The organism is Pseudoduganella sp. OTU4001 (assembly GCF_038440195.1).
GTDB lineage: Bacteria > Pseudomonadota > Gammaproteobacteria > Burkholderiales > Burkholderiaceae_D > Rugamonas.
The window spans coordinates 43,319-67,300 of record NZ_JASATG010000009.1 but is presented as its reverse complement, the minus strand read 5'-3'; the positions used below and the strand labels follow the sequence as shown (position 1 = coordinate 67,300).

General features: G+C 63.2%; 22 protein-coding genes. 12 read left to right on the top strand and 10 right to left on the bottom strand.

Annotated features, from left to right (window positions below):
* Positions 1 to 96 precede the first annotated feature (96 nt).
* Both AAHE99_RS10600 and AAHE99_RS10595 read right to left on the bottom strand, forming a co-directional pair.
* Positions 97 to 1,080 (bottom strand): M48 family metallopeptidase, encoded by a 984-nt coding sequence (locus AAHE99_RS10600; protein ID WP_342117092.1) that lies wholly within the window; start codon positions 1,078 to 1,080, stop codon positions 97 to 99.
* The gene (locus tag AAHE99_RS10595; protein ID WP_342117090.1) at positions 1,080 to 2,108 is read right to left on the bottom strand and encodes a YjgN family protein; all 1,029 of its coding nucleotides are present in this window, start codon (positions 2,106 to 2,108) and stop codon (positions 1,080 to 1,082) included. The genes AAHE99_RS10600 and AAHE99_RS10595 overlap by 1 nt, the downstream gene beginning before the upstream one ends.
* 194 nt (positions 2,109 to 2,302) lie before the next feature.
* Between AAHE99_RS10595 and ffh the strand changes: the two genes are divergently transcribed.
* The 6 genes from ffh to AAHE99_RS10565 all read left to right on the top strand — a co-directional run bounded on the left by ffh (position 2,303) and on the right by AAHE99_RS10565 (position 10,842).
* Entirely contained in the window at positions 2,303 to 3,670 is a 1,368-nt protein-coding gene (ffh, locus tag AAHE99_RS10590; protein ID WP_342117088.1) for a signal recognition particle protein, read from the top strand.
* Between the two features lie 61 nt (positions 3,671 to 3,731).
* Positions 3,732 to 5,762, top strand: a complete 2,031-nt coding sequence (locus AAHE99_RS10585; protein WP_342117086.1) for a hypothetical protein — start codon at positions 3,732 to 3,734, stop codon at positions 5,760 to 5,762.
* 11 nt (positions 5,763 to 5,773) lie between these two features.
* Positions 5,774 to 7,747, top strand: a complete 1,974-nt coding sequence (locus AAHE99_RS10580) for a hypothetical protein (RefSeq protein WP_342117085.1) — start codon at positions 5,774 to 5,776, stop codon at positions 7,745 to 7,747.
* A 164-nt stretch (positions 7,748 to 7,911) separates the two neighbouring features.
* On the top strand, positions 7,912 to 8,286 hold the full coding sequence (locus tag AAHE99_RS10575) for an SWIB/MDM2 domain-containing protein (protein WP_342117081.1): 375 nt from the start codon (positions 7,912 to 7,914) through the stop codon (positions 8,284 to 8,286).
* Positions 8,287 to 8,453: 167 nt separating this feature from the next.
* Positions 8,454 to 9,656, top strand: coding sequence for an ISL3 family transposase (locus AAHE99_RS10570; RefSeq protein WP_342117080.1), 1,203 nt, complete (start codon positions 8,454 to 8,456; stop codon positions 9,654 to 9,656).
* A 28-nt stretch (positions 9,657 to 9,684) separates the two neighbouring features.
* Positions 9,685 to 10,842 carry an MFS transporter gene (locus AAHE99_RS10565; protein WP_342117079.1) on the top strand — a complete coding sequence of 386 codons (1,158 nt, stop codon included), beginning with the start codon at positions 9,685 to 9,687 and terminating at the stop codon, positions 10,840 to 10,842.
* Here AAHE99_RS10565 and AAHE99_RS10560 read toward each other — a convergent pair.
* The gene (locus AAHE99_RS10560; protein WP_342117078.1) at positions 10,839 to 11,483 is read right to left on the bottom strand and encodes a lytic transglycosylase domain-containing protein; all 645 of its coding nucleotides are present in this window, start codon (positions 11,481 to 11,483) and stop codon (positions 10,839 to 10,841) included. The genes AAHE99_RS10565 and AAHE99_RS10560 overlap by 4 nt on opposite strands.
* A 5-nt stretch (positions 11,484 to 11,488) precedes the next feature.
* Positions 11,489 to 13,213 carry a proline--tRNA ligase gene (locus AAHE99_RS10555; protein WP_342117076.1) on the bottom strand — a complete coding sequence of 575 codons (1,725 nt, stop codon included), beginning with the start codon at positions 13,211 to 13,213 and terminating at the stop codon, positions 11,489 to 11,491.
* A 162-nt stretch (positions 13,214 to 13,375) separates the two neighbouring features.
* Here AAHE99_RS10555 and AAHE99_RS10550 point away from each other — a divergent pair, with 162 nt between their 5' ends.
* Both AAHE99_RS10550 and AAHE99_RS10545 read left to right on the top strand, forming a co-directional pair.
* On the top strand, positions 13,376 to 14,002 hold the full coding sequence (locus AAHE99_RS10550) for an RNA pyrophosphohydrolase (protein WP_342117074.1): 627 nt from the start codon (positions 13,376 to 13,378) through the stop codon (positions 14,000 to 14,002).
* Positions 14,003 to 14,055: 53 nt separating this feature from the next.
* Positions 14,056 to 14,481 (top strand): DUF1841 family protein, encoded by a 426-nt coding sequence (locus tag AAHE99_RS10545; protein ID WP_342117073.1) that lies wholly within the window; start codon positions 14,056 to 14,058, stop codon positions 14,479 to 14,481.
* On the opposite strand, the gene AAHE99_RS10540 is transcribed toward AAHE99_RS10545, so the two are convergent.
* From AAHE99_RS10540 to AAHE99_RS10520, 5 genes are all read right to left on the bottom strand, one after another.
* Positions 14,478 to 14,732, bottom strand: a complete 255-nt coding sequence (locus AAHE99_RS10540) for a hypothetical protein (protein ID WP_342117072.1) — start codon at positions 14,730 to 14,732, stop codon at positions 14,478 to 14,480. The genes AAHE99_RS10545 and AAHE99_RS10540 overlap by 4 nt on opposite strands.
* A gap of 90 nt (positions 14,733 to 14,822) precedes the next feature.
* On the bottom strand, positions 14,823 to 16,982 hold the full coding sequence (locus AAHE99_RS10535) for a xanthine dehydrogenase family protein molybdopterin-binding subunit (RefSeq protein WP_342117071.1): 2,160 nt from the start codon (positions 16,980 to 16,982) through the stop codon (positions 14,823 to 14,825).
* Positions 16,979 to 17,446: a (2Fe-2S)-binding protein gene (locus AAHE99_RS10530; protein WP_342117069.1), complete on the bottom strand. Its 468-nt coding sequence runs from the start codon at positions 17,444 to 17,446 to the stop codon at positions 16,979 to 16,981. The genes AAHE99_RS10535 and AAHE99_RS10530 overlap by 4 nt, the downstream gene beginning before the upstream one ends.
* Positions 17,447 to 17,561: 115 nt before the next feature.
* Positions 17,562 to 17,903 carry a c-type cytochrome gene (locus AAHE99_RS10525; protein ID WP_342117067.1) on the bottom strand — a complete coding sequence of 114 codons (342 nt, stop codon included), beginning with the start codon at positions 17,901 to 17,903 and terminating at the stop codon, positions 17,562 to 17,564.
* Positions 17,904 to 17,914: 11 nt separating this feature from the next.
* Positions 17,915 to 18,235, bottom strand: a complete 321-nt coding sequence (locus AAHE99_RS10520; RefSeq protein ID WP_161023933.1) for a c-type cytochrome — start codon at positions 18,233 to 18,235, stop codon at positions 17,915 to 17,917.
* Positions 18,236 to 18,390: 155 nt separating this feature from the next.
* Here AAHE99_RS10520 and AAHE99_RS10515 point away from each other — a divergent pair, with 155 nt between their 5' ends.
* From AAHE99_RS10515 to AAHE99_RS10505, 3 genes are read left to right on the top strand one after another with little or no spacing between them, the layout of a single operon-like run.
* A complete protein-coding gene (locus AAHE99_RS10515) occupies positions 18,391 to 19,245 on the top strand; it encodes an AAA family ATPase (protein WP_342117064.1) in 855 nt (284 codons plus the stop codon).
* Positions 19,245 to 19,832, top strand: coding sequence for a GNAT family N-acetyltransferase (locus AAHE99_RS10510; RefSeq protein ID WP_342117063.1), 588 nt, complete (start codon positions 19,245 to 19,247; stop codon positions 19,830 to 19,832). The genes AAHE99_RS10515 and AAHE99_RS10510 overlap by 1 nt, the downstream gene beginning before the upstream one ends.
* Position 19,833: 1 nt before the next feature.
* Positions 19,834 to 21,003, top strand: coding sequence for a vWA domain-containing protein (locus AAHE99_RS10505; RefSeq protein WP_342117061.1), 1,170 nt, complete (start codon positions 19,834 to 19,836; stop codon positions 21,001 to 21,003).
* Between the two features lie 27 nt (positions 21,004 to 21,030).
* On the opposite strand, the gene AAHE99_RS10500 is transcribed toward AAHE99_RS10505, so the two are convergent.
* A complete protein-coding gene (locus AAHE99_RS10500) occupies positions 21,031 to 21,846 on the bottom strand; it encodes a response regulator (protein WP_342117060.1) in 816 nt (271 codons plus the stop codon).
* Positions 21,847 to 21,973: 127 nt separating this feature from the next.
* On the opposite strand from AAHE99_RS10500, the gene AAHE99_RS10495 reads away from it, so the two are divergent.
* A complete protein-coding gene (locus AAHE99_RS10495; protein ID WP_342117059.1) occupies positions 21,974 to 23,974 on the top strand; it encodes a DNA topoisomerase IV subunit B in 2,001 nt (666 codons plus the stop codon).
* Positions 23,975 to 23,982 lie beyond the last annotated feature (8 nt).

Genomic DNA, 23,982 nt, shown 5'->3' with positions numbered 1-23,982 from the left:
AAGATGCACGCTCGCCGCACATCTTGTCAATAAGAAACTTTATAAGAAGCACAAAAGTGTGCACGAGAGTGACAATGTGTGAGAGAAGGCAAGTACTTAGCGGCCGCGCTGGCGCAGCCGCGCCAGCCTTTCCTCACTCAGGGGATGGGTCGACAGGTAGGCGTTGGACGGGCCTTTCCGCTCGCGGGACAGCAGTTCGAACACCTGCTCCAGCTGGCGCAGCGGCAAGCCGTTATGCAGCAGCATGTCGGCGGCATAATCGTCTGCTTCGTTCTCCGCGTCGCGCGAGTAGTTCAGGTCCAGCAGCATGGCCGATGCGGTGGACACCATGCCGTTCACATCGCCGAACATGAGGCCACCGGTGGCTGCGACCACCGAGCCCTGGATGATGCGGCGCGACATGTGGCGCCGATGCAGGTGCCCCAGCTCGTGCGCCAGCACCGCCAGTACGGCGCCGTCGGACAGCTCGTTCACCAGTTCGTCGGTCAGGACGATGTCGCCGGACGGCATGGCGAAGGCGTTGGGGCCGATATTGCCTTTCCTGAATTGCAGCTGGTAGGACGGCGCATCCGCGTGCGGCGCCTGCAGGGCGGCGAAGGAAGCGGCAATCCGCTGGCGCCGCGCCGCATCCACCTCCGAGGGCTGAAGCACGCGCTTGTCCATCAGCTCCAGCAGGCCTTGCCCCATCTTGCGCTCGACCGATGCCGGCATGGCCTGGGCGATATAGTCGGCCGCCAGCGGCAAGCCATACAGGTAGCCCGGCACCATCACCGCCACGGTGCCGGCGAACGCCGCCAGCACCATGCGCCAGCTGCGCTGCATGCGCACCACCACGCTGTCGCGGTGGCCCGTCGCATCGAGCAGCGCATCGAAGGCGGCCCGGTCGTCCGGTTCGAAACAAGCTTCGTCGGGGAAGGTCACCTTGCGCACCGCGTACGCGCTGCGCTCCGAAACGCGCAGCTCGCGCAGCGCGCAGCTGCGCTCCACATCGCCGGACAGCGTGGCGGTATCGCCGCTGACCGTCAGCGTTACGCGGTGCAGGCGCGAGGTCTTCCCGTCGAAATAACGCCCGGCCAGCATCAGAGTGCGATGTCGAAATCGAACACGTCGGCCACGCCTTCGCCGGCCGCGCCCTGGTGTTCCACCTCGGCGGCGACGAAGTCGTCCAGCGCACCGTTGACGACCATGGTCAGCGACTCCAGGCGGAATTTCATCCAGCGTACCTGCGCGAACGGCGTGGCCAGCCCCAAGGTCACGATGATCAGGGCCAGGTTGGAAAAGTGGATCCACAGCAGGCGGCCGAATGGCATGTCGCAACGGAATTCATGGTCACCGATGGAGATGTGGTTCCAGACCAGGTTCTGGATCAGGCAGAACGCCAGCGGGCCAAGGGCCAGGATGAACAGCATCAGCAGCAGTGGCAGGAAGGTCACCGCCTCCGGCGACATTGCCGTGGCGCCGGCAAAGGTCAGTGCCGACAGGCCGGCAAAGCCCAGCACGCCGACCACTGCCACGCCGATCCAGATGGCATAGAAGCGGCTGACCGGCGCGTCAAAGCGGAACTGGCGGCTGCCGTAGCGGCTTTCGGTGACCTGGAAGCGCTTGATGCGGTGGTGGCCCAGCGGCGCCAGGATACCGGTACCGAACAGCATCGGCAGCAGCAGGAAGTGCGCATACGCCTCACCCACGCTGCCGTTGAAGCCGAAGCGGATGCCGCGGTAGCTGGTGTTGTACATCCTGAATTGCAGGCTTTTCCACATCATCAGCGGACCGATCGCCAACGCCGCTAAAACCGCTACCGCGCCCCACCCCAGCGACACTTGCGGCGCATAGGAATAAGCCGCAAACAGGATGACGGCAATGATGCGTCCTTTCAGGATGGCCACCGGGTTACCGTGGTACTCAAAGCTGCTGCCGGCCAGCCGGGTGCTGGAATAGAAATACTGGTTGCGGCGTACCTTGGCCCAGGCCGAATAAATCCCCAGTGTGACGATGGTCAACAGCAGGTTGACGATCCAGATGCGGAAATATTCGCCGCCGGTGGCGCTAAAGGTGACCTGCTGCTCGCCATCGGCGATTGGCTGGTCTTGGAACGCAAGATTTTGCATGGTGGCTTCCCTATAGTTAGTTTCCCAGCAAGATGCGGGTTGCCCAGTAATCTTGTCAATAAGAAACTATTAAAGTGTGCACGGCGGTGACAATGTGTGAGAGAAAGCCAGCTTCCCTGCCGCCCTGCCGCCCGTCCCGGCGCGTAAGGTAAAATGGCGGGATTTTCCGCTTCTATCTAATTAGTAGGCCACCAATGCTAGACAACCTGACTACGCGCCTTGCCAAAGTCGTCAAGACGATGCGCGGCGAGGCTCGCCTGACCGAATCCAACACCGCCGAAATGCTGCGCGAAGTGCGCATGGCGCTGCTGGAGGCCGACGTCGCCCTGCCGGCCGTGCGCGAATTCATCGCCAAGGTCAAGGAAAAGGCGCTCGGCGAAGAAGTACTGTCCTCGCTGACCCCTGGCCAGGCCCTGGTGGGCGTGGTGCAGCGCGAGCTGGGCGCCCTGATGGGCGCCGACCTGGGACCGGAAGCGTCGCAGCTGTCGTTCGCGCAGCAGCCGCCGGCGATCATCCTGATGGCGGGCCTGCAGGGTGTGGGTAAGACCACCACCGTCGGCAAGCTGGCCAAGTACCTGAAAGAGCAGAAGAAAAAGAAAGTGCTGACGGTGTCGGCCGACGTCTATCGTCCGGCTGCAATCGCCCAGCTGCAATCGGTGACCCAGCAGGTTGGCGCCGACTTCTTCCCGTCCACCGCGCAGGACAAGCCGGTCGATATCGCCCTGTCCGCGCTGGACTGGGCCAAGAAGCACTATCACGATGTGCTGATCATCGACACCGCCGGCCGCCTCGGTATCGACGAAGAGATGATGAAAGAGATCGCCGCCGTGCACGGCGCGGTCAAGCCGGTCGAGACCCTGTTCGTGGTCGACGCCATGCTGGGCCAGGATGCGATCAACACCGCCAAGGCCTTCAACGACGCGCTGCCGCTGACCGGCGTGGTGCTGACCAAATTGGATGGTGACTCGCGCGGTGGTGCGGCGCTGTCGGTACGCCACATTACCGGCAAGCCGATCAAGTTCGCCGGTGTCTCCGAAAAGCTGGACGGCCTGGAAGCGTTCGACCCGCAGCGTATGGCCAACCGTATCCTGGGCATGGGCGACATCCTGGCCCTGGTCGAGGAAGCGCGCAAGGGCGTGGACGAAAAGGCGGCGGCCGAACTGGCGGCCAAGGTCAAGTCGGGCGGCAAGTTCGACATGAACGACTTCAAGTCCCAGCTGACCCAGATGAAGAAGATGGGCGGCATGGCCGGCCTGATGGACAAGCTGCCGGCCCAGTTCCAGCAAGCCGCTGCCGGCGCCAATATGGACCAGGCTGAGAAGCAGGTGCGCCGCATGTGCGGCATCATCGACTCGATGACGCCGCAGGAACGCGCCAAGCCGGAGCTGATCAAAGCGGCCCGCAAGCGCCGTATCGCGGCCGGCGCCGGCGTGCAGGTGCAGGAAGTGAACCGCATGCTGAACCAGTTCGAACAGATGCAGACCATGATGAAAAAGCTGTCCGGTGGCGGCTTGATGAAGATGATGCGCTCGATGAAGGGCATGATGCCGGGCATGCGCTAAACGCGAAGCTTGTGACAATTGGTGAGTCTTACTGCGAATTGTGCGCAGTAAGATGCACCGCATGAAAAAACTCCTCGCGTACTCCCTGATCGCCCTACTCACCGCCTGCGGCGGTGGCGGCGGCTCCAGCAACAGCGGCAACAACAACAGCGGCAACAACCCGCCGCCGCAAACAGCTCCCACCATCCACATCAGTGCACCGACCGCGCCGGTCCTGCAAGGCGGCCCGCGTGTGCAGCTGTCGGCCATGGTGTCCAACGGCGCCACGCCCACCTGGACCTTGGCCGCCGGCGCACCCGGCAAGCTGCTGCCGGGCAGCGATGCCAATAGCATTCTGTATGAACCGCCTGCCTCCGGCGTGAGCGCCACCACCCAGATCGTCGTGACCGCCAGCGCTGGCGGCGGCAGCGCACAGTACACCTTCAACCTGTATCCCCCGCCGGGCACCCCGGGCCTGAGCCTGATCACCGGCGCCATCGGCCAGCGCGGTTTCATCGACGGCAAAGGCACGGCAGCGGCCTTCCACACCATCCACTCCATCACCGCCGACGATGCGGGCGGCTATTACGTCTTCGATGTGAACGCGGAAAAGCTGGCGATCCGCAAAGTCAGCGCCAATAGCGAAGTCAGTACCCTCTACAGCACCAGCGGCAGCTACAGCTACAACAGCGACCCGTGGTATGACCGCGGCGCCCGCCTGGCCTTGGCCAGCGACGGCATGCTGTACGTGCTGGAAAAAAGCGCCAACGGTAAGCGCCTGCTGCGTATCAGCCCGAACGGCACGGCAAACGTCGTGCTGTCGGGCGCTGCGCTGGACAAGGTCTCCGGCATCGCACGCGCCGCCAATGGCGCGATCTACCTGGTCGCCCCGCATGGCTTATCCAGACTGGCGGCCAACGGCACGCTCGCCGTATTTGCCGGCGATCCGGCAGCTGCCTTCGACAGCAATGCCACGCCGCAGGACGGCAGCGGTGCGGCAGCCCGCTTCGGCTATATCGAGTCGATTGGCAGCGACGGCCTCGGCAATCTGCTGCTGCGTGACGGGGCATCGTTCCGGCGCATTTCGGAAGCTGGCGTGGCGAGCACTGTGACACTGGCAGGCCTGGCCGACGTCCGCGACGGCCAGATTGCCGGTGGGCGCGATGGCCGCTTCTATCTGCTGGCGTCGCGGACTCCGGCGCGCGTGTATGCCGTCATGCCATCCAATGAGGTCAGCCTGGTGTTCCAGGAGAACGGCGCGGGTCCGCTGTTGCCGACCTATATCGCGCCCGGCAGCGACGGCCGGCTCCTGCTGGCGCAGCGTTCAGAACTGCGCATGGCCGAAGGCGCCACCCTGACGCGCAATTTTGCCGGCGCCCAGGACTTCTCCGGCTTCACCCTCGATGGCGCGACGGCCGAAGCGCGCTTCTCCAGGCCCGGCGCCATCGCCGCCGACCTGGCGGGCAACCTGTATGTTGCCGACCGTCCCGGCGCCAGGGAGCCCCTGCCCGGCGAACCCGGCCCGCGCGGCTTCACCATGCGCAAGATCTCACCGGGCGGCCAGGTCACAACCCTGTTCAGCTTCGCCGACAGCGGCACCGTGACCGGCATGGCCGTGGGACGCAACGGCAATATTTACTTCAGCGACCTGCAAGGATTTGGCAGCCATGGAGCAGTGTCCGGCAGCGCGGTCTACAAGGCCACGCCGGATGGGAAAGTAACCGTGCTGGCAAGTGCAGGGACGAGCTCCATCGCTGTCCCCATCCGTCTGCTCGGGCTGGATGCGGAGGACAACTTCTACTTCGGCGACTCCGATGCGAAAACGGTCATACGCAAAGTAGCGCCGGACGGCACGATCACTACTGTCTCAGCCCTGCCTGCTGGCGTCGGCGCGGCGCCGGATGGGAATACCTATGTGATCCGCAGCGGCACTGTCGTCCAGGTCACGCCGGACGGCAAGGAGAAAGTCGTCGCCGGCACCCCAGGCAGCACCAGTACGGTGCTGACCGGCGCCGGCAGCTTCTACCTGCTGGCCGCGATCGCACCAACCGGGCCTGGCAGCTTCGCCCTGGTCGCCGGTGAAGCGATCATCAAATTTGTGCTACCCCATTAAAGGACACGCCCATGTACGGACTACGTGCCAGCCTGCTTTCCCTGTCGCTGCTTCTCGCCGCGTGCGGCGGCGGAGGTGGCGGCAGTAGTCCACCGCCGCCGACACCTCCCGCTCCGCCACCGCCGACGATCACCTTGAGCGCACCCGCCAGCCAGATCCTGGCCGGTGGCGCGCCTGTGGTGCTGACAGCGAACGTCTCCAGCGGCGCGACGCCGACGTGGCAGCTGAATAGCGGCGCGCCGGGCAAGCTGGTACCAGGCAGCAGTGCCAATACCGTGACGTATGAACCGCCTGCCGCAGGCATCAGCGCCAACACCCAGGTCACCGTCACGGCCAGCGCGGGCGGCGCCAGCAAACAGTACGCCTTGACGGTGTATCCCGATCCCGGCGCACCGGGCCTGAGCCTGATCGCCGGCGCCATCCCGCAGCGCGGCATGATCGACGGCAAGGGCCTCACAGCCTCGTTCGGCGCGATCGTCGATGTGGTCCCGGACCAGAGCGGCGGCTATTACGTTTACGATGTCGCGTCCGATGCGGCGGCAGTCAGAAAGGTCAGCGCGGCGGGGGAAGTAAGTACGATTTACCGCGCCAGCGAGGCACCCAACGGCATCACATTTGGCAAATTGGCCGTGACCACCGACGGAGTCGTGTATCTGTTGCATTCATTGCCAAGCGGCGGCCGACTGGTACGAATCAAACCAGATGGCAGCAGCGCCCTCCTCCCAGACAGCGTGCATCATGGTTACGACAAGATCGCCGCAGCCTCCCATGGCGCCATTTACCTGGTCAGCGGCACCTCGCTGCGGGTGCTGGCAGCAGATGGGACGCTTGGCGCTGCGGTCGCAGTACCGCTGCAATTCGTTTCGCATATCGTCAGCGACGGGCGGGGCGGGCTGCTCGCGTATTGGAGTGGTAACTGGATGCGCGTTGGCGCCGATGGCAGCACTGCACCGTTCGATCTGCCCACACTACCCAGCACTGCAGTCACCAGCATCATCAGCGCCGCCGATGGCAACGCTTACATCCTGCAAACAGGCCCACAGCTGCGCATTCACAGGCTCGCGCCCGACAATAGCCTCAACCTTGTATACGAAAGTCCTCCTGACGCAGATCCTCTCTGGCCCAAGTTTGCCTTAGCCGGGAGCGACCGGCGGCTGTTACTGGCTTTCACCAACGAGCTACGCCACGTTAGCGGCGAGCACACGCTCAACTTCGCGGGCATGCAGGACTACATTGGTGTGTCGGAGGATGGTCCTGCAGCCGGCGCGCGCTTCGCAGTACCGGACGCTATCACGGCCGACGTGGCTGGCAACGTGTATGTCATCGACCACCCCGGCAAGAACGAATATCCGCCGCCATTCTGGGCGGCGCAACGCGGCATGGCAATACGCAAGATCACCCCGGAAGGTCAGGTTACACGCACGGCACTCAATAACGATACGGGAACGCCGAGCGGTATCGTGGCCGACCGCGCAGGCAATCTCTATATCAGCGATATACAGCGCTTCGGCAATCACGGCGCCTCCACCGGCAGCGCCATTTATAAGCTTGGCTTGGACGGCACCTTCAGTGTGCTGGCCGGCTGCCCGCCCAGCCGGGACTGCCGGGGCCCGGTTGCCGATGGCGCCGGCCCAGTGGCGCGGTTTGCTGGAGCACAACTGGTCGGACTCGATGCTGACGGTTACCTATACGTGAATGACGGCGGCAATCCCACCATAGTTCGCAAAGTGGCACCGGATGGCGCCACTACCACCATCAGCGCACTGCCGGCCGGCATAGGCGCCGCACCGGACGGCAACCGCTATATCGTCCGCGATTCGACCGTGGTCCAGATTGCGTCCGACGGCAAGGAAACTGTGGTGGCGAGCGGCCTGTCCGGACGGCCGCGAACCAGTCCGACCGGGCCGCTAATCACGCCGACCGGGCCGCGCAGTTTCGCCTTGATCGCCGGCGAAGCGGTACTGAAACTGGTGTTGCCGCGCTAAGGAAACCCCGTCAAAAGCCTCCCTCTGGAGGCTTTTTTGCTTTTTAAGCCTTGTTTCCTCTAAAAAACACCACAAAACACTTGCATAAGCTGCAAATCCCCACCAATATTAGCCGTGCGATTGTATTCCGCAATTTTCTATGTGTTTGTTAAGGAGGCTCGAATATGGCAACAGCCAAAAAAGCAGCACCAGCAGCAAAGAAAGCGGCCGCCAAGCCAGCAGCTAAAAAAGCTGCACCGGCCAAGGCAGCAGCCAAGCCAGCAGCAAAGAAAGCAGCACCAGCCGCACGCAAACCTAACGCAGCCTTCATGAAGGCCATGACCCCATCGAGCGCACTGTCCGCCGTGGTTGGTTCCGCCCCGCTGCCACGTACCGAAGTGACCAAGAAAGTTTGGGACTACATCAAGAAACTGAACCTGCAGGATGCCGCCAACCGCCGCATGATCAATGCGGACGACAAGCTGAAGGCTGTCTTCGGCGGCAAAGCCCAGGTGTCCATGTTTGAAATGACCAAGCTGATTTCCGACCACCTGAAATAAGCTGCTTCTGGCTGTTGCAGCCATTCGAGAAAGCCCCATGGTTTAGCCTGGGGCTTTTTTTTGGTTCATCACGGATTGCTGTGATGCAGCCCCGAAAGTAGGAAAGCGGTGAAGAAAAGTTAGACTTGTTGTGCGACCAACAAAACTTAACTTTACCCACCGCTTTCATGCAAGATAATAATCTCGACCTCCCGTTCTGGGAAGGATTTAGGGTATGGAATTTCGACCGTCGTGCAGACGGAGTCTGGATTTCCCTGATGCCCCAGACGAATGCCCCAGCTAATTGTTCGAAGTGCGACGCTCTCTGTGGTCAAGTGCATGGCACATATTGGCGCACAGTGCGCGAAATGCCGATGTTTGGCGAGGCAGTATGGCTCCTGGTGAGGCTGCGCCGCGTTAAATGCGCCAGTTGCGGCACTTGCGCCGAGCGGGTGTCCTGGCTTGATCGTCACGCGAGGGTGACCAAGCGGCTGGCCGATTTTACTGGCCTTTGGTGCGAGAGGCTGCCCGTGGCACACGTGTGCAAGCTGACTGGCCTGCACTGGGAAACCGTGCGCAGGATCGAGCGGCAGCGCCTGACCAGCCAATTGGAGGCCTTGCCGCAGGCTCAGCCAACCAAGCTGGTGATGGACGAATTCGCGCTCTTTAAAGGCCATCGCTATGCAACGGTGGTGCTGGACGGGGATACCCGGCAAGTGCTTTGGGTTGGCGAAGGACGCAGCCGCCAAGCTGTTCGTCCTTTCTTTGAATGGCTAGGCGCTGAGCGTTGCGCCCGTATTCAAGCCGTCGCCATGGACATGAATACGGCCTTCGACTTGGAGGTCAAGAAACACTGTCGTAAGGCCAAGGTCGTGTATGACCTGTTTCATGTCATTGCCAAGTACGGGCGCGAGGTGATCGACCGCGTGCGCGTCGACGAAGCCAACCGACATCGAAACGACAAGCCGGCGCGCCAGTTTGTAAAACGTGGCCGTTGGCTGGTGCTACGCACCCCCCAGAATGTACCGGCCGACCAAGTACCGGTGCTCGACAAACTGCTGGCAGCAAATCACGATCTGATGACCGTCTACGTCATGAAGGCTAGCCTTAAGGAACTCTGGCAGCCAACTTGTCCTTGGCGCTGGCGTGCCGCATGGCGCAACTGGCTTGCGATGGCTCAAACCAGCAGCATTGCACCGTTGCAGCTTTTCGCCAGACGTCTGAGTTCGTATTGGCGCGGCATCCTGGCGCGAATGCACTGGCCGATGCATACCGGCCAGCTCGAAGGAATCAACAACCGGATCAAAGTCATGAAGAGGATGGCCTACGGGTACCGCGACTCAGCGTTCTTCTTTATGAAGATCAAAGCCGCGTTTCCCGGAAATCCGTGAAGAACCTTTTTTTATTCCGGCGCCGTTTATGAATCCTGCTCATCGACTTGCCATTCCGCTTGCGAGCCTGACGGCGTTGGGGTTGCTCGCCTCTGACTTGTACTTGCCGGCGATTCCGGCCATGCGCGCGGAGCTGGGCGCGTCGATTACGTCGGCGCAGGCGACCATGGCACTGTTCATGGCGGCGCTGGCGCTGTCGCAGCTGGCATGGGGCTGGGCGGCGGATCGGTTCGGCGACCGGCCTGCCATCGTGGCCGGTACGGTGCTGCTGGGCGGCGCCAGCACCCACGGCGGCTACTGCGGCCCGGCGGTCAAGCCGGTGGCGGTGCCGGCGCTGATACGGCGGCGGTTCGATGCGGCGGATTCGGTCAAGGCGCTGGCCGTGGTGGCGATGTTCGAGTCGTCCATCCCTGCCCTCGGGCCGGTCGCCGGCACCGCCATTGTGCTGCAGGCCGGCTGGCGCAGCACGTTCTGGCTGATCGCCGCGCTGGCGGTTTTGCTGCTGCCGCTTGTCGCGCGCATCTGCGGCAGCGCCTTAGCGCCAGCGGCAGCGGTGAGCGGCGCGGCGGGCGCGGGTGCGGGCGGTCCGCCGGCGGCGTTGGGGGCGCGGGGCGAGGCGGGCTACCTGGCGCTGCTACGCAATCGCGTTTATATGCGCTATGCCTTGAGTTATGCGGCCATGTTCGGCGCGCTGCTGATGTACGTCGCCAGTGCGCCGGTGCTGGTGACGCATGCGCTGGGGCTGGGCATCGAGGCGTTTGCGGCGCTGCAGATATTCGGCGTGCTGGCCTTCATGCTGGGCGCCGCCATCGCGGTGCGGGTGGTGAAGCGCCTGGGCGAGCAGTGGCTGATGCGGGGCGGGATGCTGCTGCAGTATCTGGCAGGCGCCGGCCTGGTGGGGATAGCGCTGGCCGGGCTGACCGGCACCAGCGGTCTGGCCACGCTGACAGTGGTGGCCGCCCTCTTCTGCGGCGGGCTTGGCCTGCGCGGCGCGGCCACCATGGGCGGCGCGCTACACGCGGCGGGCGACAGCGCCGGCAAGGGATCGGGTCTGCTGATGTTCCTGTCGTTTGCCGCCGTTGCCGGCGCCACGCAACTGGTGGCGCCTTTCCTGCATTACGGCCTGCTGCCGGTCGGCGTGCTGCTGTTCGCGCTGGTCACTGCCAGCGCGCTGCTGCTACCTTAGAGCTTCCACTTGTTCCAGGCGGCGAGGACGGCGTTGGGGTATTCGGGGCGGCCGCGGCTGCCGTTATAGCGGCCCAGCGCGAGGTAGAGGTTGCCCTGCTCCATGTCGATGTACATGCGCAGGATGGAGCAGCCGTAACGCAGGTTGGTCTGCATGTTGAACAGCTTGGAGCGGTCGCGGTCGCCGATCACGTTGGTCCAGAACGGCATCACCTGCATATAGCCGCGCGCGCCGACAATCGAGACGGCGTATTTGCGGTAGGCGGATTCGACCTGGATCAGGCCCAGCACCAGGCCGGGATCAAGGCCGGCGCGGCGCGCTTCGTACCAGGCGGTTTCGAGGAATTCGCGGCGGGTGAATTCGTCCGGCAGCTTGCGCTTCAGGCGCTCGGTCATGGTGGCGTGCCAGGCGTCGAATTGCTGCTTGTCGGCGGCCACCGGCTTGGGCGGACGCGCGTCCATGATGGCGTTGGATAACGCCACCCGGACACCGTCGGCCAGCGCTTCCTCTTTCTGGTTGCCGGCAAAGCCGAACGGGGCGCACAGCACCCCGCTGGCGAATGCGACGGTATGCCACCAGCGCAGCGGACGGGCCCACCAGCGGCGGCGGTCACGTCCTGTTTTGTGCGCTGGTCCAGCCATGGCGATCACTGCGCCAGCTTGCCCTTGATGAAGGCCAGGGCTTCGGCAACCGGTACGGCGGAGGCTTCGGTGTCGCGGCGGCCTTGGTATTCCAGGTTGCCTTCCTTCAGGCCACGCTCGCCGATCACCACGCGGTGCGGCACGCCGATCAGTTCCCAGTCGGCGAACATGGCGCCAGGGCGCTGGCCGCGGTCATCCAGGATGACGTCGATGCCGGCTTCCAGTGCCGCGTTGTACAGCTTCTCGGTTTCGGCTTTCACCAGTTCCGAGCGGTCCATACCCATTGGGCACAGCACCAGCTGGAACGGCGCCAGCGCGGTTGGCCAGATGATGCCCTTGTCGTCGTAGTTCTGCTCGATGGCGGCGCCCAGGATACGGGTGATGCCGATGCCGTAGCAGCCCATTTGCAGCGGGGCTGGCTTCTGGTTCTCGTCCAGGAAGGTGGCTTGCATGGATTCGGAGTAGGCGGTGCCCAGCTGGAACACGTGGCCCACTTCGATGCCGCGCTCGATCGCCAGCACGCCTTTGCCGTCCGGCGAGGCGTCGCCTTCGACTACGTTGCGCAGGTCGGCCACGATGGCTGGTTCGGCCATGTCGCGGCCCCAATTGGCGCCGGTGTAGTGGAAGTCCACTTCATTGGCGCCGGTGACGAAGTCGGACATCAGCGCCACGGTGCGGTCGGCCACCACGGTGACCGGCGCTTTGGTGCCGATCGGGCCCAGGTAGCCTGGCTTGCAGCCGTAGACTTCCAGGATTTCCGCTTCGGTCGAGAAGCGGTTCTGCGCCAGGCCTGGCACTTTACCGGCCTTGATTTCGTTCAGTTCGTGGTCACCGCGCAGCAGCAGCATGAAGTGCTGCTTGCTGCCATCTTCCTTGTCGACGGTCAGGGCGATGGTCTTGACGGTCTGCTTCAGGTCGATGCCCAGCAGCTTGGCCACGTCTTCGCACTTCGAAGCTTTCGGAGTGGAAGTCTTGGTCAGCGCAGCGCCGGCGGCGGCACGGGTGCCGGTGGCGATGGCTTCCGCCGCTTCCATATTAGCCGCGTAGTCGGAGGTTGGGCAGTACACCAGCGCGTCTTCGCCGGTGGAGGCGATCACGTGGAATTCGTGCGAGCCGGTGCCGCCGATGGCGCCGTTGTCAGCCGCCACCGCGCGGAACTTCAGGCCGAAGCGGGTGAAGATCTGGGTGTAGGCGTCGAACATGATCTTGTACGACTTTTGCATGCCTTCCACGTCGCGGTCGAAGGAGTAGGCGTCCTTCATGGTGAACTCGCGGCCGCGCATCAGGCCGAAACGTGGACGGCGTTCATCGCGGAACTTGGTCTGGATGTGGTAAAAATTCAACGGAATTTGGCGATAGGATTTAATCTCGCTACGCACCACATCGGTGATCACTTCCTCGGAAGTTGGCTGGATCGCGAAGTCGCGGCCATGGCGGTCTTTCACGCGCAGCAGCTCCGGGCCCATCTTGTCCCAGCGGCCGGTTTCCTGCCACAGCTCCGCAGGCTGTACCAGAGGCATCAGCAGCTCAATGGCGCCAGCCTTGTTCATTTCTTCGCGCACGATCGCTTCGACCTTGCGGATCACTTTCAGGCCCATCGGCATGTAGGTGTAAATGCCGGAACCGAGGCGTTTGATCATGCCCGCGCGCATCATCAACTGGTGGCTGACGATCTCGGCGTCAGATGGAGCTTCCTTGAGGGTTGAAATAAAAAAACGAGATGCACGCATATCGGTGAATTCTTTTTAAAAAGAGAGAGTTATAATCGACCTAATTTTAAAGGATTAGCTGGCCCGATGCGTCCAAACTTTATACAAAGAGCGCTATTGCAGTTGGATTTGTAGTCAAAAATATAAGAGGACGCCTCGGCCACGGAAAGTTTGAGGTGCAATATGCTCGATCGTGAAGGGTTTCGCCCCAACGTCGGCATTATCCTGCTCAACTCGCATAACGAGGTGTGGTGGGGTAAACGGGTGCGCGAGCACTCGTGGCAGTTCCCGCAGGGCGGGATCAAGTATGGTGAAACGCCAGAGCAAGCAATGTACCGCGAGCTCGAAGAGGAAATCGGACTGCGTCCGGAGCACGTCAAGATTATCGGCCGCACGCGCGACTGGTTGCGTTACGAGGTGCCTGATCACTTCATCAAGCGGGAAATCCGCGGCCATTACCGTGGCCAGAAGCAGATCTGGTTCTTGCTGCGCATGTGCGCGCGCGACAACGACGTGAACCTGCGTTTGACCGACCATCCTGAGTTCGATGCCTGGCGTTGGCACGATTACTGGGTTCCGCTGGACGTGGTGATTGAATTCAAGCGCGAAGTCTACCAGCGCGCCTTGCAGGAGCTATCGCGCTTCCTGACATGGCCGCCGCATGGCGAGCGTCGCCACTCTTCGCGCTACCTGCGCCAGCCGCATGGCCAGCGTGGACAGCGCAGCAGCGACAAGCCGCAGAATCCTGCGGTGACACCGCCGCAGGAGAATGTGGCCTGCGATACGCCAGCCTTGGTGACGAAGGAATAACAAAAGGGGCAGCCTGTGAGGGCTGCCCCTTTTGTCTTATATAATGGCGGGCTATGTTTACACCGTCCTCCCACGACGTGCGCCGCTTCTTCTGCGACGTCTACCGCAAGTCCCAAGCCAACGAAATCATGGACCCGATCGAGCTGATCGCCCGTGACTGGATCATGGCGCATCCCGAATATCACGAGGCATTGAAAGATGTGGAAGCGGCCATCGCGCGCGATTACTCGGTGGAGGGCAGCGAGGCCAATCCTTTCCTCCATCTGTCGATGCACCTGTCGATTACGGAGCAGCTGTCGATCGACCAGCCGCGCGGCATCCGCGAGGCGTTCATCGGCTTGGCGCGCAAGCTCGGTACCGAGCATGCTGCGCACCATGAAATCATGGAGTGCCTGGGCGAGATGATCTGGAATTCCCAGCGCCGCGGCGTGCCGCCGGACGGCGCCGCCTACGTGGAAGCGGTCAAGCGCCGCATTTAAACCTTTTCTCCTTCGTCCACGCGGACGATGGGCAAGAACCAGATCAAGGCGAAGACCAGCGGGCTGGCAATCGCTGCGAAAATGATGGCACGCGGCAGGTGGTCGGACTGGCTCGCCAGTGCGGGGCCGACGTTAATCAGCCAGGGCAGCGTGGCCGCCAGCAAGGCTTGCGAGCGGCGCCCAAGGCGCGCCAGCAGGCATAACATCAACACCGCCACGCCGGCCAGCAGCGCGGTTATCAAATACACCATTTTGTGGGCACCTCCACGATTTCCCGATGCAGTCTATGATAGACCAATAGTTCCGCACGGAAACTATCCAATAATCGCGGAGGTGCAAATTTACGCCAGTCGCAGGCCTGCCTTCACTAGCGGCAGGTCGGTGAATCGCTTGCCAGTGGCCGCAAACAGGGCGTTGGCCAGGGCTGGCGCCAATGGGCCGACCGCTTCTTCGCCGACACCGCCGGGCGGCTCGCTGCTGTCGATGACGACAATCTCCATGGCTGGTGTTTCGGCCAGCGACAGCAGGCGGTAGTCGGTGAAGTTCGATTGCTCGACCGCGCCGTCCTTCACCGTGATCTCGCCGTAAAAAGCGGCCGTCAGCGCGAAGATATTCCCGCCCTCCATCTGGCCGCGCACATTGCGCGGATTGACCGCCGTCCCGCAGTCGACCACCGTGGTCACTCGGTGCAGCTTGACGCGCGATTCGCCGTCCACCGACAGTTCGACCACCTGGCCGATATGGCTGCCGTTGGCGCGCGTGAAGGCCATGCCGCGGTGCCGTCCCGGCGCCGGCTTGCTGCGCCAGCCGGAGCGTTCCTCCAGCGCCGCCAGCACGCGCAGTTCGCGCGAGCCGGGCTTCAGCAGCTTGCGGCGGTAGTCGAAGGGGTCGGTTTTGGCCAGCTGCGCCAGTTCGTCGACGAAGGATTCGGTGGCGAACACGTTCTGCGTGGCCGCCACCGCGCGCCAATAGCCAAGCGGCACGCCGGCATCGACGGTGGTGGTGCGCTGGATGAAGCCGGGGAAACCGTAATACTGCGTGAGCGGCACGCCAACCGCGCTGCGGTCGAAGGGCTTGGCGTATTGCTTGTCCGCGCCAAAGCGCGAGTAGTTGAACAGGGTGTCGCAGGCGCTGTCCATGCGCATGGCCGCAACCGCGCCCGAGGCATCCAGGCTGGCGCGCAGGCGCAGCACGGCCGCCGGGCGGTGGTAGCCGTGGCGCATGTCCTCCTCGCGGCTCCATAGCAGCTTGACCGGCACGCCCGCCTCTTTGGCGATCAGCGCGGCCTGCACCGCGAAATCCGCCTCGATGCGGCGACCGAAGCCGCCCCCGCTCAGGGTGGTGTGGATGGTCACGGCTTCGGGCGCGATGCCGAGCGCTTTCGAAACGAAGGTGCGGGCCGTGTCCTGGGCCTGGGTCGGCAGCCACAGTTCGGCCTTGCCGTCCTTGACGCTGGCGGTGCCGTTCATGGGTTCCATGGTGGCATGCGCCAGCAAGGGCACGGTGTAGGTGCGGTCCAGCGTGGTGGCGGACTTGGCCTGCCCCGCCTGGTGCGCGGCCAGCAGCTCCTCGGCCTTGGCGTTGCGCGGCACCACCAGGTCGCCTTCGTTCTGCACGGCGGCATGCAGCATGTCGCGGTAAGGGGCGCTTGAATGCTTGCTGGCGGCGGCCAGGTCCCATTCCGGCTTGAGCGCATTCACGGCCTGCTGCGCGCGCCAGTAGCTGTCGGCCACGACGGCCACCGCATCAGGCAGGCGCACCACTTTCTTCACGCCACGCCGCGACAGCGCAGGCTGCGGGTCCACCGTAGCCAGTTTGCCGCCGAAGTGCGGGCATTGGACGATGGCGGCATATAGCATGCCGGGCACTTTGACGTCGATGCCGTACACCGCGCTGCCGTCGGTCTTGGCCGGCAAGTCGAGGCGTGCGACGTCTTTGCCCATATGGCGCCAGCGCTCTTTCGGCATCAGCGGCGGATCGGCCGGCACCGGCTGGGCAGCCGCCTGCGCTACCAGCTTTGCATAGGGGAGCTTGCGGCCAGTGGGCTGGTGCAGCACGGCGCCTTGCTGGGTATCGCATTCGGCGGCGGGCACCTGCCATTCAGCCGCCGCCGCGCCGATCAACATTGCGCGCGCCTGGGCGCCGGCCTTGCGCAGCTGGGGGAACTGACGCGCCACGCCGCCGCTGCCATAGGTGGCGTATTCGCCCCAACCGGCGTTGATGAACTGCTTTTCGACGGGGGCCATTTCAATGCGGATGGATTTCCAGTCCAGGTCCATCTCGTCGGCCAGCATCTGGGCGATGGCGGTGCCGGTGCCCTGCCCGATCTCGCTGGTGTTGGACAGCACCGTTACGGCGCCATCGGGGGCGATGCGCACCCAGCCCGGCGGGGGCGGCGGCGCTGCGGGCGCGTCGGCCGCCATGGTGTGCGGCGCCGGGCCGATGGCGACCAGCACGCCGCCGGCCGCCAGGGTTTTCAGGAAGTCGCGGCGGCCGTTCATGCTGCATCCTCCAGCTTCATGCCGGCCGCGCGCTTGATGGCGCGCCGCACGCGGGGATAGGTGCCACAGCGGCACAGGTTCGTCATCGCCTCGGCGATCTGGGCGTCGGTCGGCTTGGGGTGGGACTTGAGCAGCGCCGCAGCCGCCATCAGCATGCCGGACTGGCAATAGCCGCATTGCGGCACCTGCTCCTCCAGCCAGGCCTTCTGCAAGGCGTGCGAGCGGTCCGGCGACAGGGCCTCGATGGTGCGCACCTTGCCCTTGCCGACCGCGCTGACTGGCATCACGCAGCTGCGCACCACCTGGCCGTCGATATGCACGGTGCAGGCGCCGCAGGCACCCGCGCCGCAACCGTATTTGGTACCGGTCAGGCCCAGCGTATCGCGCAGGACCCACAGGAGGGGCGTGTCGCCCTCGACGTCCGCCTTGCGGGCGACGCCGTTGATATTCAGTTGATAAACCATTGTCTCCCCTATAAGTGTCGCGCTAGCGTAGCACCGCCGGGCAAGCCAAGGTTAAATCTGGCTTAAGACGCAAAAAAGCCCGCACGCGGCGGGCTTTCTCATGAGAGGCGCTGGATCAGCGCTTCAGTACCAGGGTACCTGGCAGGGAATGCAGGTAAGCGGCGATGTCGGCGATGTCCTTGTTGGACAGCGGCTTGACCTGGCCGGTCATGATCGCGTTGGAGCGGCCGTTAGGAGCATCGCCACGCTTGTAAGCGGTCAGCGCGTGCTGCAGGTAGTCCTTGTGCTGGCCAGCCAGCTTAGGATAGCTCGGGTCGATCGGGGAGTTGTAGTCCTTGCCGTGGCAGGCGGCGCAGCTGTATTTCTCAGCCAGGGCCTTGCCGTTTTCGATGTTGCCGCCGGCAACAGCGCTGAACGAAACTGCGGAGCAGAACAGAGCGATAATCAGTTTTTTCATGGTTCCGGGCCTTATTTCTGCTGGGAGTAGTAAGCGGCGATGTCAGCGATGTCCTGGTCGGACAGGCTCACAGCGATACCCTTCATGGACGGATGCTTACGCTCGCCCTTCTGGTAACCCTTCAGCGCGTTTTCGATGTACTTGGCGGATTGGCCGCCGATCTTCGGCACTTGGAACACTTCTGGGAAGGTCGCTTTGTAGCCTGGGATTGCGTGGCAACCGATGCACATCTCGATCTTGCCTTTAGCGTTCTTGGCGTCGCCGACGATGTCCGCGGCTGCGGCAGCCTGCGCTACGGCGGCCAGCGCGAGGAGTGCGAAGATTTTTTTCATAATGTGGGCTTTAATCAGTTGTAATCGGATACTGCCTTGCGCAAAAACGTGGCTTTTGCGCCCTCAACCTGCGATTTTACCTTACAAGTTGGCCGAACGTCCATAAGGTAGATCTAGCTTATACTGATTAGATGACTCTTTTACCAGGAAAGCCGATGCAAGCACCACAGCGTTTTGAAGGTTCGGACAACTACGTTGCCACCAACGACCTGAAATTGGCGGTCAACGCCGCCCTCACCCTGCAGCGCCCATTGCTGATCAAAGGCGAGCCGGGCACCGGCAAGACCATGCTGGCGGAGGAAGTGGCGGCCGCCCTCGACATGCCGCTGATGCAGTGGCATATCAAATCGACAACCAAGGCCCAGCAAGGCCTGTACGAGTACGACGCCGTGTCGCGCCTGCGCGATTCGCAGCTGGGCGATGAGCGCGTGCGCGACATCCACAATTACATCGTCAAGGGCGTGCTGTGGCAGGCCTTCACCGCGCCGGAGCCGGTGGTGCTGCTGATCGACGAGATCGACAAGGCCGACATCGAATTCCCGAACGACCTGCTGCGCGAATTGGACCGCATGGAGTTCTACGTCTACGAGACGCGCGAAATGGTCACCGCCAAGCACCGCCCGCTGGTGATCATCACCTCCAATAACGAGAAAGAGCTGCCGGACGCCTTCCTGCGCCGCTGCTTCTTCCACTACATCAAATTCCCGGACAAGGACACGATGGAAGCCATCGTCAAGGTCCACTACCCGCACCTGAAGCAGGAACTGCTGGCCACCGCGCTGCAGTCCTTCTACGAAGTGCGCGACGTGCCGGGCCTGAAGAAGAAGCCTTCGACCAGCGAGTTCCTGGACTGGCTCAAATTGCTGATGGCCGAGGACATCCCGCAGGAAGCACTGCGCAGCAAGGACCAGAAGGCCATCGTGCCGCCGCTGCACGGCGCCCTGTTGAAAAACGAGCAGGATATCCACCTGTTCGAGCGCCTGGTATTCATGTCGAGGACCAACCGCTGATGGATGCCCCTACCCCGGTCACGCTGGAACTGAACGGCCTGCGCCTGGAGCCGCTCGGCCCGCAGCACGCCGACGCCCTGCGCGATGCGGCGCGCGACGGCGAGCTGTGGAAGCTGCGTATCACCTCCGTGCCGGAGCCGCAGGAGGTGGAGGCGTATATCGCCACCGCGCTGGACATGCGCCCTTCCCGCCTGGCGTTCGCCGTGGTGGAAGCGTTCAGTGGCCGGGTGCTGGGCACCACCAGCTACCACGACATCGTGCCTGCGCTTGACCGGGTGGAGATCGGCTACACCTGGTACCGCCGCAGCGTGCAGCGCACCCACGTCAACACCACCTGCAAACTGCTGTTGCTGGCGCACGCCTTCGATACGCTGGGCTGCGCCGTGGTGGGCTTCCGTACCGATAATTTCAACCACGCCTCGCAGGCCGCCATCGAGCGCCTGGGCGCCAAGAAGGATGGCGTGCTGCGCCACCATGCGGCGCGGCGCGACGGCACCGTGCGCGATACCGTCATGTACAGCATCGTGCGCGGCGAATGGCCGGAAGTGAAGTCGCAGCTGCGCTACCTGCTGGCACGAGGGGCATAAGATGCTGATCGACTTTTTCTTCACGCTGAAAGACGCCAAGATCCCGGTCACGATCAAGGAATTCCTCACCCTGCTGGAAGCAATGGAAAAGCAGGTGCTGCAACCATCGCTGGACGACTTCTATTACATGAGCCGCCTGTGCCTGGTGAAGGACGAGGCCAACTACGACAAGTTCGACCGCGCCTTCGGCCAGTACTTCAAGGGCATCAATGCGGTGTTCGACACCACGAAAGAGATCCCGCTCGACTGGCTGCTGCAGCGCATGAAGCGCGAGCTGACGCCGGAGCAGATCGCCGCGCTGGAAAAATTCGGCTACGACAAGCTGATGGACCGGCTGAACGAACTGCTGAAAGAGCAGAAAGAGCGCCACGAAGGCGGCAACAAATGGATCGGCAGCGGCGGCACCTCGCCGTTCGGTAACGGCGGCACCAATCCGGAAGGTATCCGCATCGGCGGCAAGGGCGGCAACCGCACGGCAGTGAAAGTGTGGGAGCAGCGCACCTACAAGGACTACGACGGCGACCGCGAGCTGGGCACGCGCAATATCAAGGTGGCGCTGCGCCGCCTGCGCAAGTTCGCGCGCGAAGGCGTGGCGGAAGAACTGGCGCTGGACCAGACCATCCGCGCCACCGCCAACAACGCCGGCTACCTCGACATCAAGATGCAGCCGGAGCGCAAGAACAACGTCAAGGTGCTGATGCTGATGGACGTGGGCGGCACCATGGACGACCACATCGAACGTGCGGAAGAACTGTTCTCGGCGGCCAAGACCGAGTTCAAAAACATGGAGTTCTATTACTTCCACAACTGCGTGTACGACTACCTATGGCGCAGCAACCGCCGCCGCAACGCCGAACGCTTCGCCACCTGGGACGTGCTGCGCAAATACCCGCCGGACACCAAGCTGATTTTTGTCGGCGACGCCACCATGAGCCCCTATGAGGTCTTGCAGCCCGGCGGCTCGGTCGAATACAACAACGAGGAAGCCGGCGCCGAGTGGCTGAGCCGCTTCACGAACCACTTCCCCAAGTTCATCTGGCTCAACCCCGAGCCCGAAGGCGTGTGGCAGTACCGCCAGTCGATCTCCGTGATCAAGCAGATCATGAACAACCGCATGTTCCCGATCACGATCGAAGGCCTCGAACGCGCCATGCGTACCCTCAGTAAATAATTGTCCAACCCAAGGTGGACAAAAATTTCAGAGGCGCATGAATTTGCGGAGGACGGACTGCAGCTGGTGCTGGGCCAGGGGTTTGTCCAGCATGCCGGCGGCGCCGGCGGCGCGGGCGCGGGTGCTGTCGTAGTCGTGGGCGGATTGGGCGAGGAAGATGACTTCGGGCTGGCCCGGCTCGCTGCGCAAATGGGCGCACAGCAGGTAGTGGTCAATGATGGGGGCGGCGAAGTCCAGCAAGACCACGGCCACCGGTTGCTGACGGCACAGCGCCAAGGCGGCGACTCCGTCCACTGCCCACAATACGGCGGTTCCAAACTGCTTCAGCGATTGGCCTAACTGCTCGCTGAAATTGGCATTGGCGTCGACGCATAGCACGGCGCCCTCTCGGCGCGGCTTGCGCATCTTTTCATAGACGGCGGGATCGGTCAGGTCCAGGTCGAGCCGTTCGCGGCGGCGGCGTTCGGGCACCAGGGGCTGGTCGGAGGCCGACAGGCCGGCCAGCACTTCGGCGCGGCGCGCCATCAGGCGCGCCAGTTCGGCATACAACGCCGTCCATTGCACCGGCAGCGGCAAGTTTGCATAGGGCAGCGCCACGCCGGTGGCGCCGAGTACCAGGGCGGGCCGGATGTCGCCTGCCGCCAACGATGCAATGGCGGCCAGCGCTTTCAGTTCGGTGCCGTTGGCGAGGTAAATATCGGGATCGCGCAGGCTGTCTTCGGACAGGCAAAGATAGCTCGGTCCCTCTGCCGGCGCCCGCGCCAGGCCTTGCGCAAGCGCGCGGGCGGCGTCCTCCGGGAAGCCGACCAGCCTGACTGCGAACGGGTGCCGATCTGTGGTCATATGCGCATTTTAGCTCCCGGATTCCCTTGCGCCACCGGCCGTTGCGGATAGAATGCGCAGGCTAGATATCCGTCAAGACGGCAAATACTGTATATAATCACAGCACTTTGCATTACCAATAACACGTATGGCCACTAAAAAACCAGTTTCCGACTACAGCGAATCATCTATCCGCGTCCTGAAAGGACTGGAACCAGTCAAGCAGCGTCCGGGCATGTATACCCGTACCGAGAACCCGCTGCACATCATCCAGGAAGTGATCGACAATGCCTCCGACGAAGCGCTGGGCGGCCATTGCAAGAACATTATCGTGACGCAGAATGCCGACGGTTCCATCACCGTCGAAGACGACGGCCGCGGTATCCCGGTCGGCCTGCACCCTGAAGAAAACGTGCCGACGGTGGAAATCGTCTTCACCCGCCTGCACGCGGGCGGTAAGTTCGACAAGGGTTCGGGCGGCGCCTACGCCTTCTCGGGCGGCCTGCACGGCGTCGGCGTGTCCGTTACCAATGCGCTGTCCAAGCGCCTGGAAATCTCGGTGTGGCGTAAAGACGACGCCGGCAACGGTTTCCACCACCTGGCCTTCGAACACGGCGACCTGGTCGAGCCGCTGAACTCCCAGCCTGCGCCAAAAGATGGCAAGAAGTCCGGTACCCGCGTGACCGCCTGGCCGGATGCAAAGTATTTCGATTCGCCGCTGATTTCGCAGGTCGAGCTGCAACGCCTGCTGCGCTCCAAGGCGGTGCTGCTGCCGGGCGTGTCGGTCACGCTGAAGAACGCCAAGAACGGCGACGAGCAGACCTGGATGTACAAGGACGGCCTGCGCGGCTACCTGAACGAGCAGCTGGCCCAGACCACCGCCAACGGCGAGACCCTGATCCCGCTGTTCGAGGGCGAGCAGTTCGCTACGCCTGATGCGGAAGGCTTTGCCGAGGGCGAAGGTGCGTCGTGGGTGGTGGCGTGGACCGAGGAAGGCGCCGTGGTGCGCGAGTCCTACGTCAACCTGATCCCTACCCCGAACGGCGGCACTCACGAATCGGGCCTGCGCGAAGGCCTGTTCGGCGCGATGAAGAACTTCGTCGAGCTGCACTCGCTGCTGCCGAAGGGCGTGAAGCTGCTGCCGGAAGACGTGTTTGCGCGCGCATCCTTCGTGCTGTCGGCCAAAGTGCTGGACCCGCAGTTCCAGGGCCAGATCAAGGAGCGCCTGAACTCGCGCGACGCGGTGCGCCTGGTGTCCACCTTCTCCAAGCCTGCGCTGGAGCTGTGGCTGAACCAGCACATCGACTTTGGCAAGAAACTGGCGGAGCTGGTCATCAAGCAGGCGCAATCGCGCCTGCGTTCGGCGCAGAAGGTCGAGAAGAAGAAGTCTTCCGGCGTAGCGGTGTTGCCGGGCAAGCTGACCGATTGCGAGTCCGACGATTCTGCACGCACCGAGATCTTCCTGGTCGAGGGTGATTCGGCGGGCGGTTCGGCCAAGATGGGCCGCGACAAGGAGTTCCAGGCCATCCTGCCGCTGCGCGGCAAGGTACTGAACTCGTGGGAGACCGACCGCGACCGCCTGTACGCGAATAACGAGATCCACGACATCGCAGTGGCGATCGGCGTCGATCCGCACAACTACGGCGACTCGCCGGACCTGAGCGGCCTGCGTTACGGCAAAATCTGCATCCTTTCCGATGCGGACGTCGACGGCTCGCACATCCAGGTGCTGCTGCTTACCCTGTTCTTCCGCCACTTCCCTGCACTGATCGACAAGGGCCACATCTGCGTGGCGCGTCCACCGCTGTATCGCGTGGATGCTCCGGCGCGCGGCAAGAAACCGATCCAGAAACTGTATGCGCTGGACGACGGCGAGCTGGTGGCGATCGAGGACAAGCTGCGCAAGGACGGCCTGAAAGAAGGTTCGTGGACCATTTCCCGCTTCAAGGGCCTGGGCGAGATGAACGCCGAGCAGCTGTGGGAAACCACCATGAATCCGGACACCCGCCGCCTGCTGCCGGTGTCGCTGGGCGATTTCGACCACAGCTACTCGTCCTCGCGCTTCAATATGCTGATGGGCAAAGGCGAAGCCGCCGCCCGCCGCGCGTGGATTGAAGAACACGGCAATGAAGTGGAAGCTGACATCTAATTTAAGTA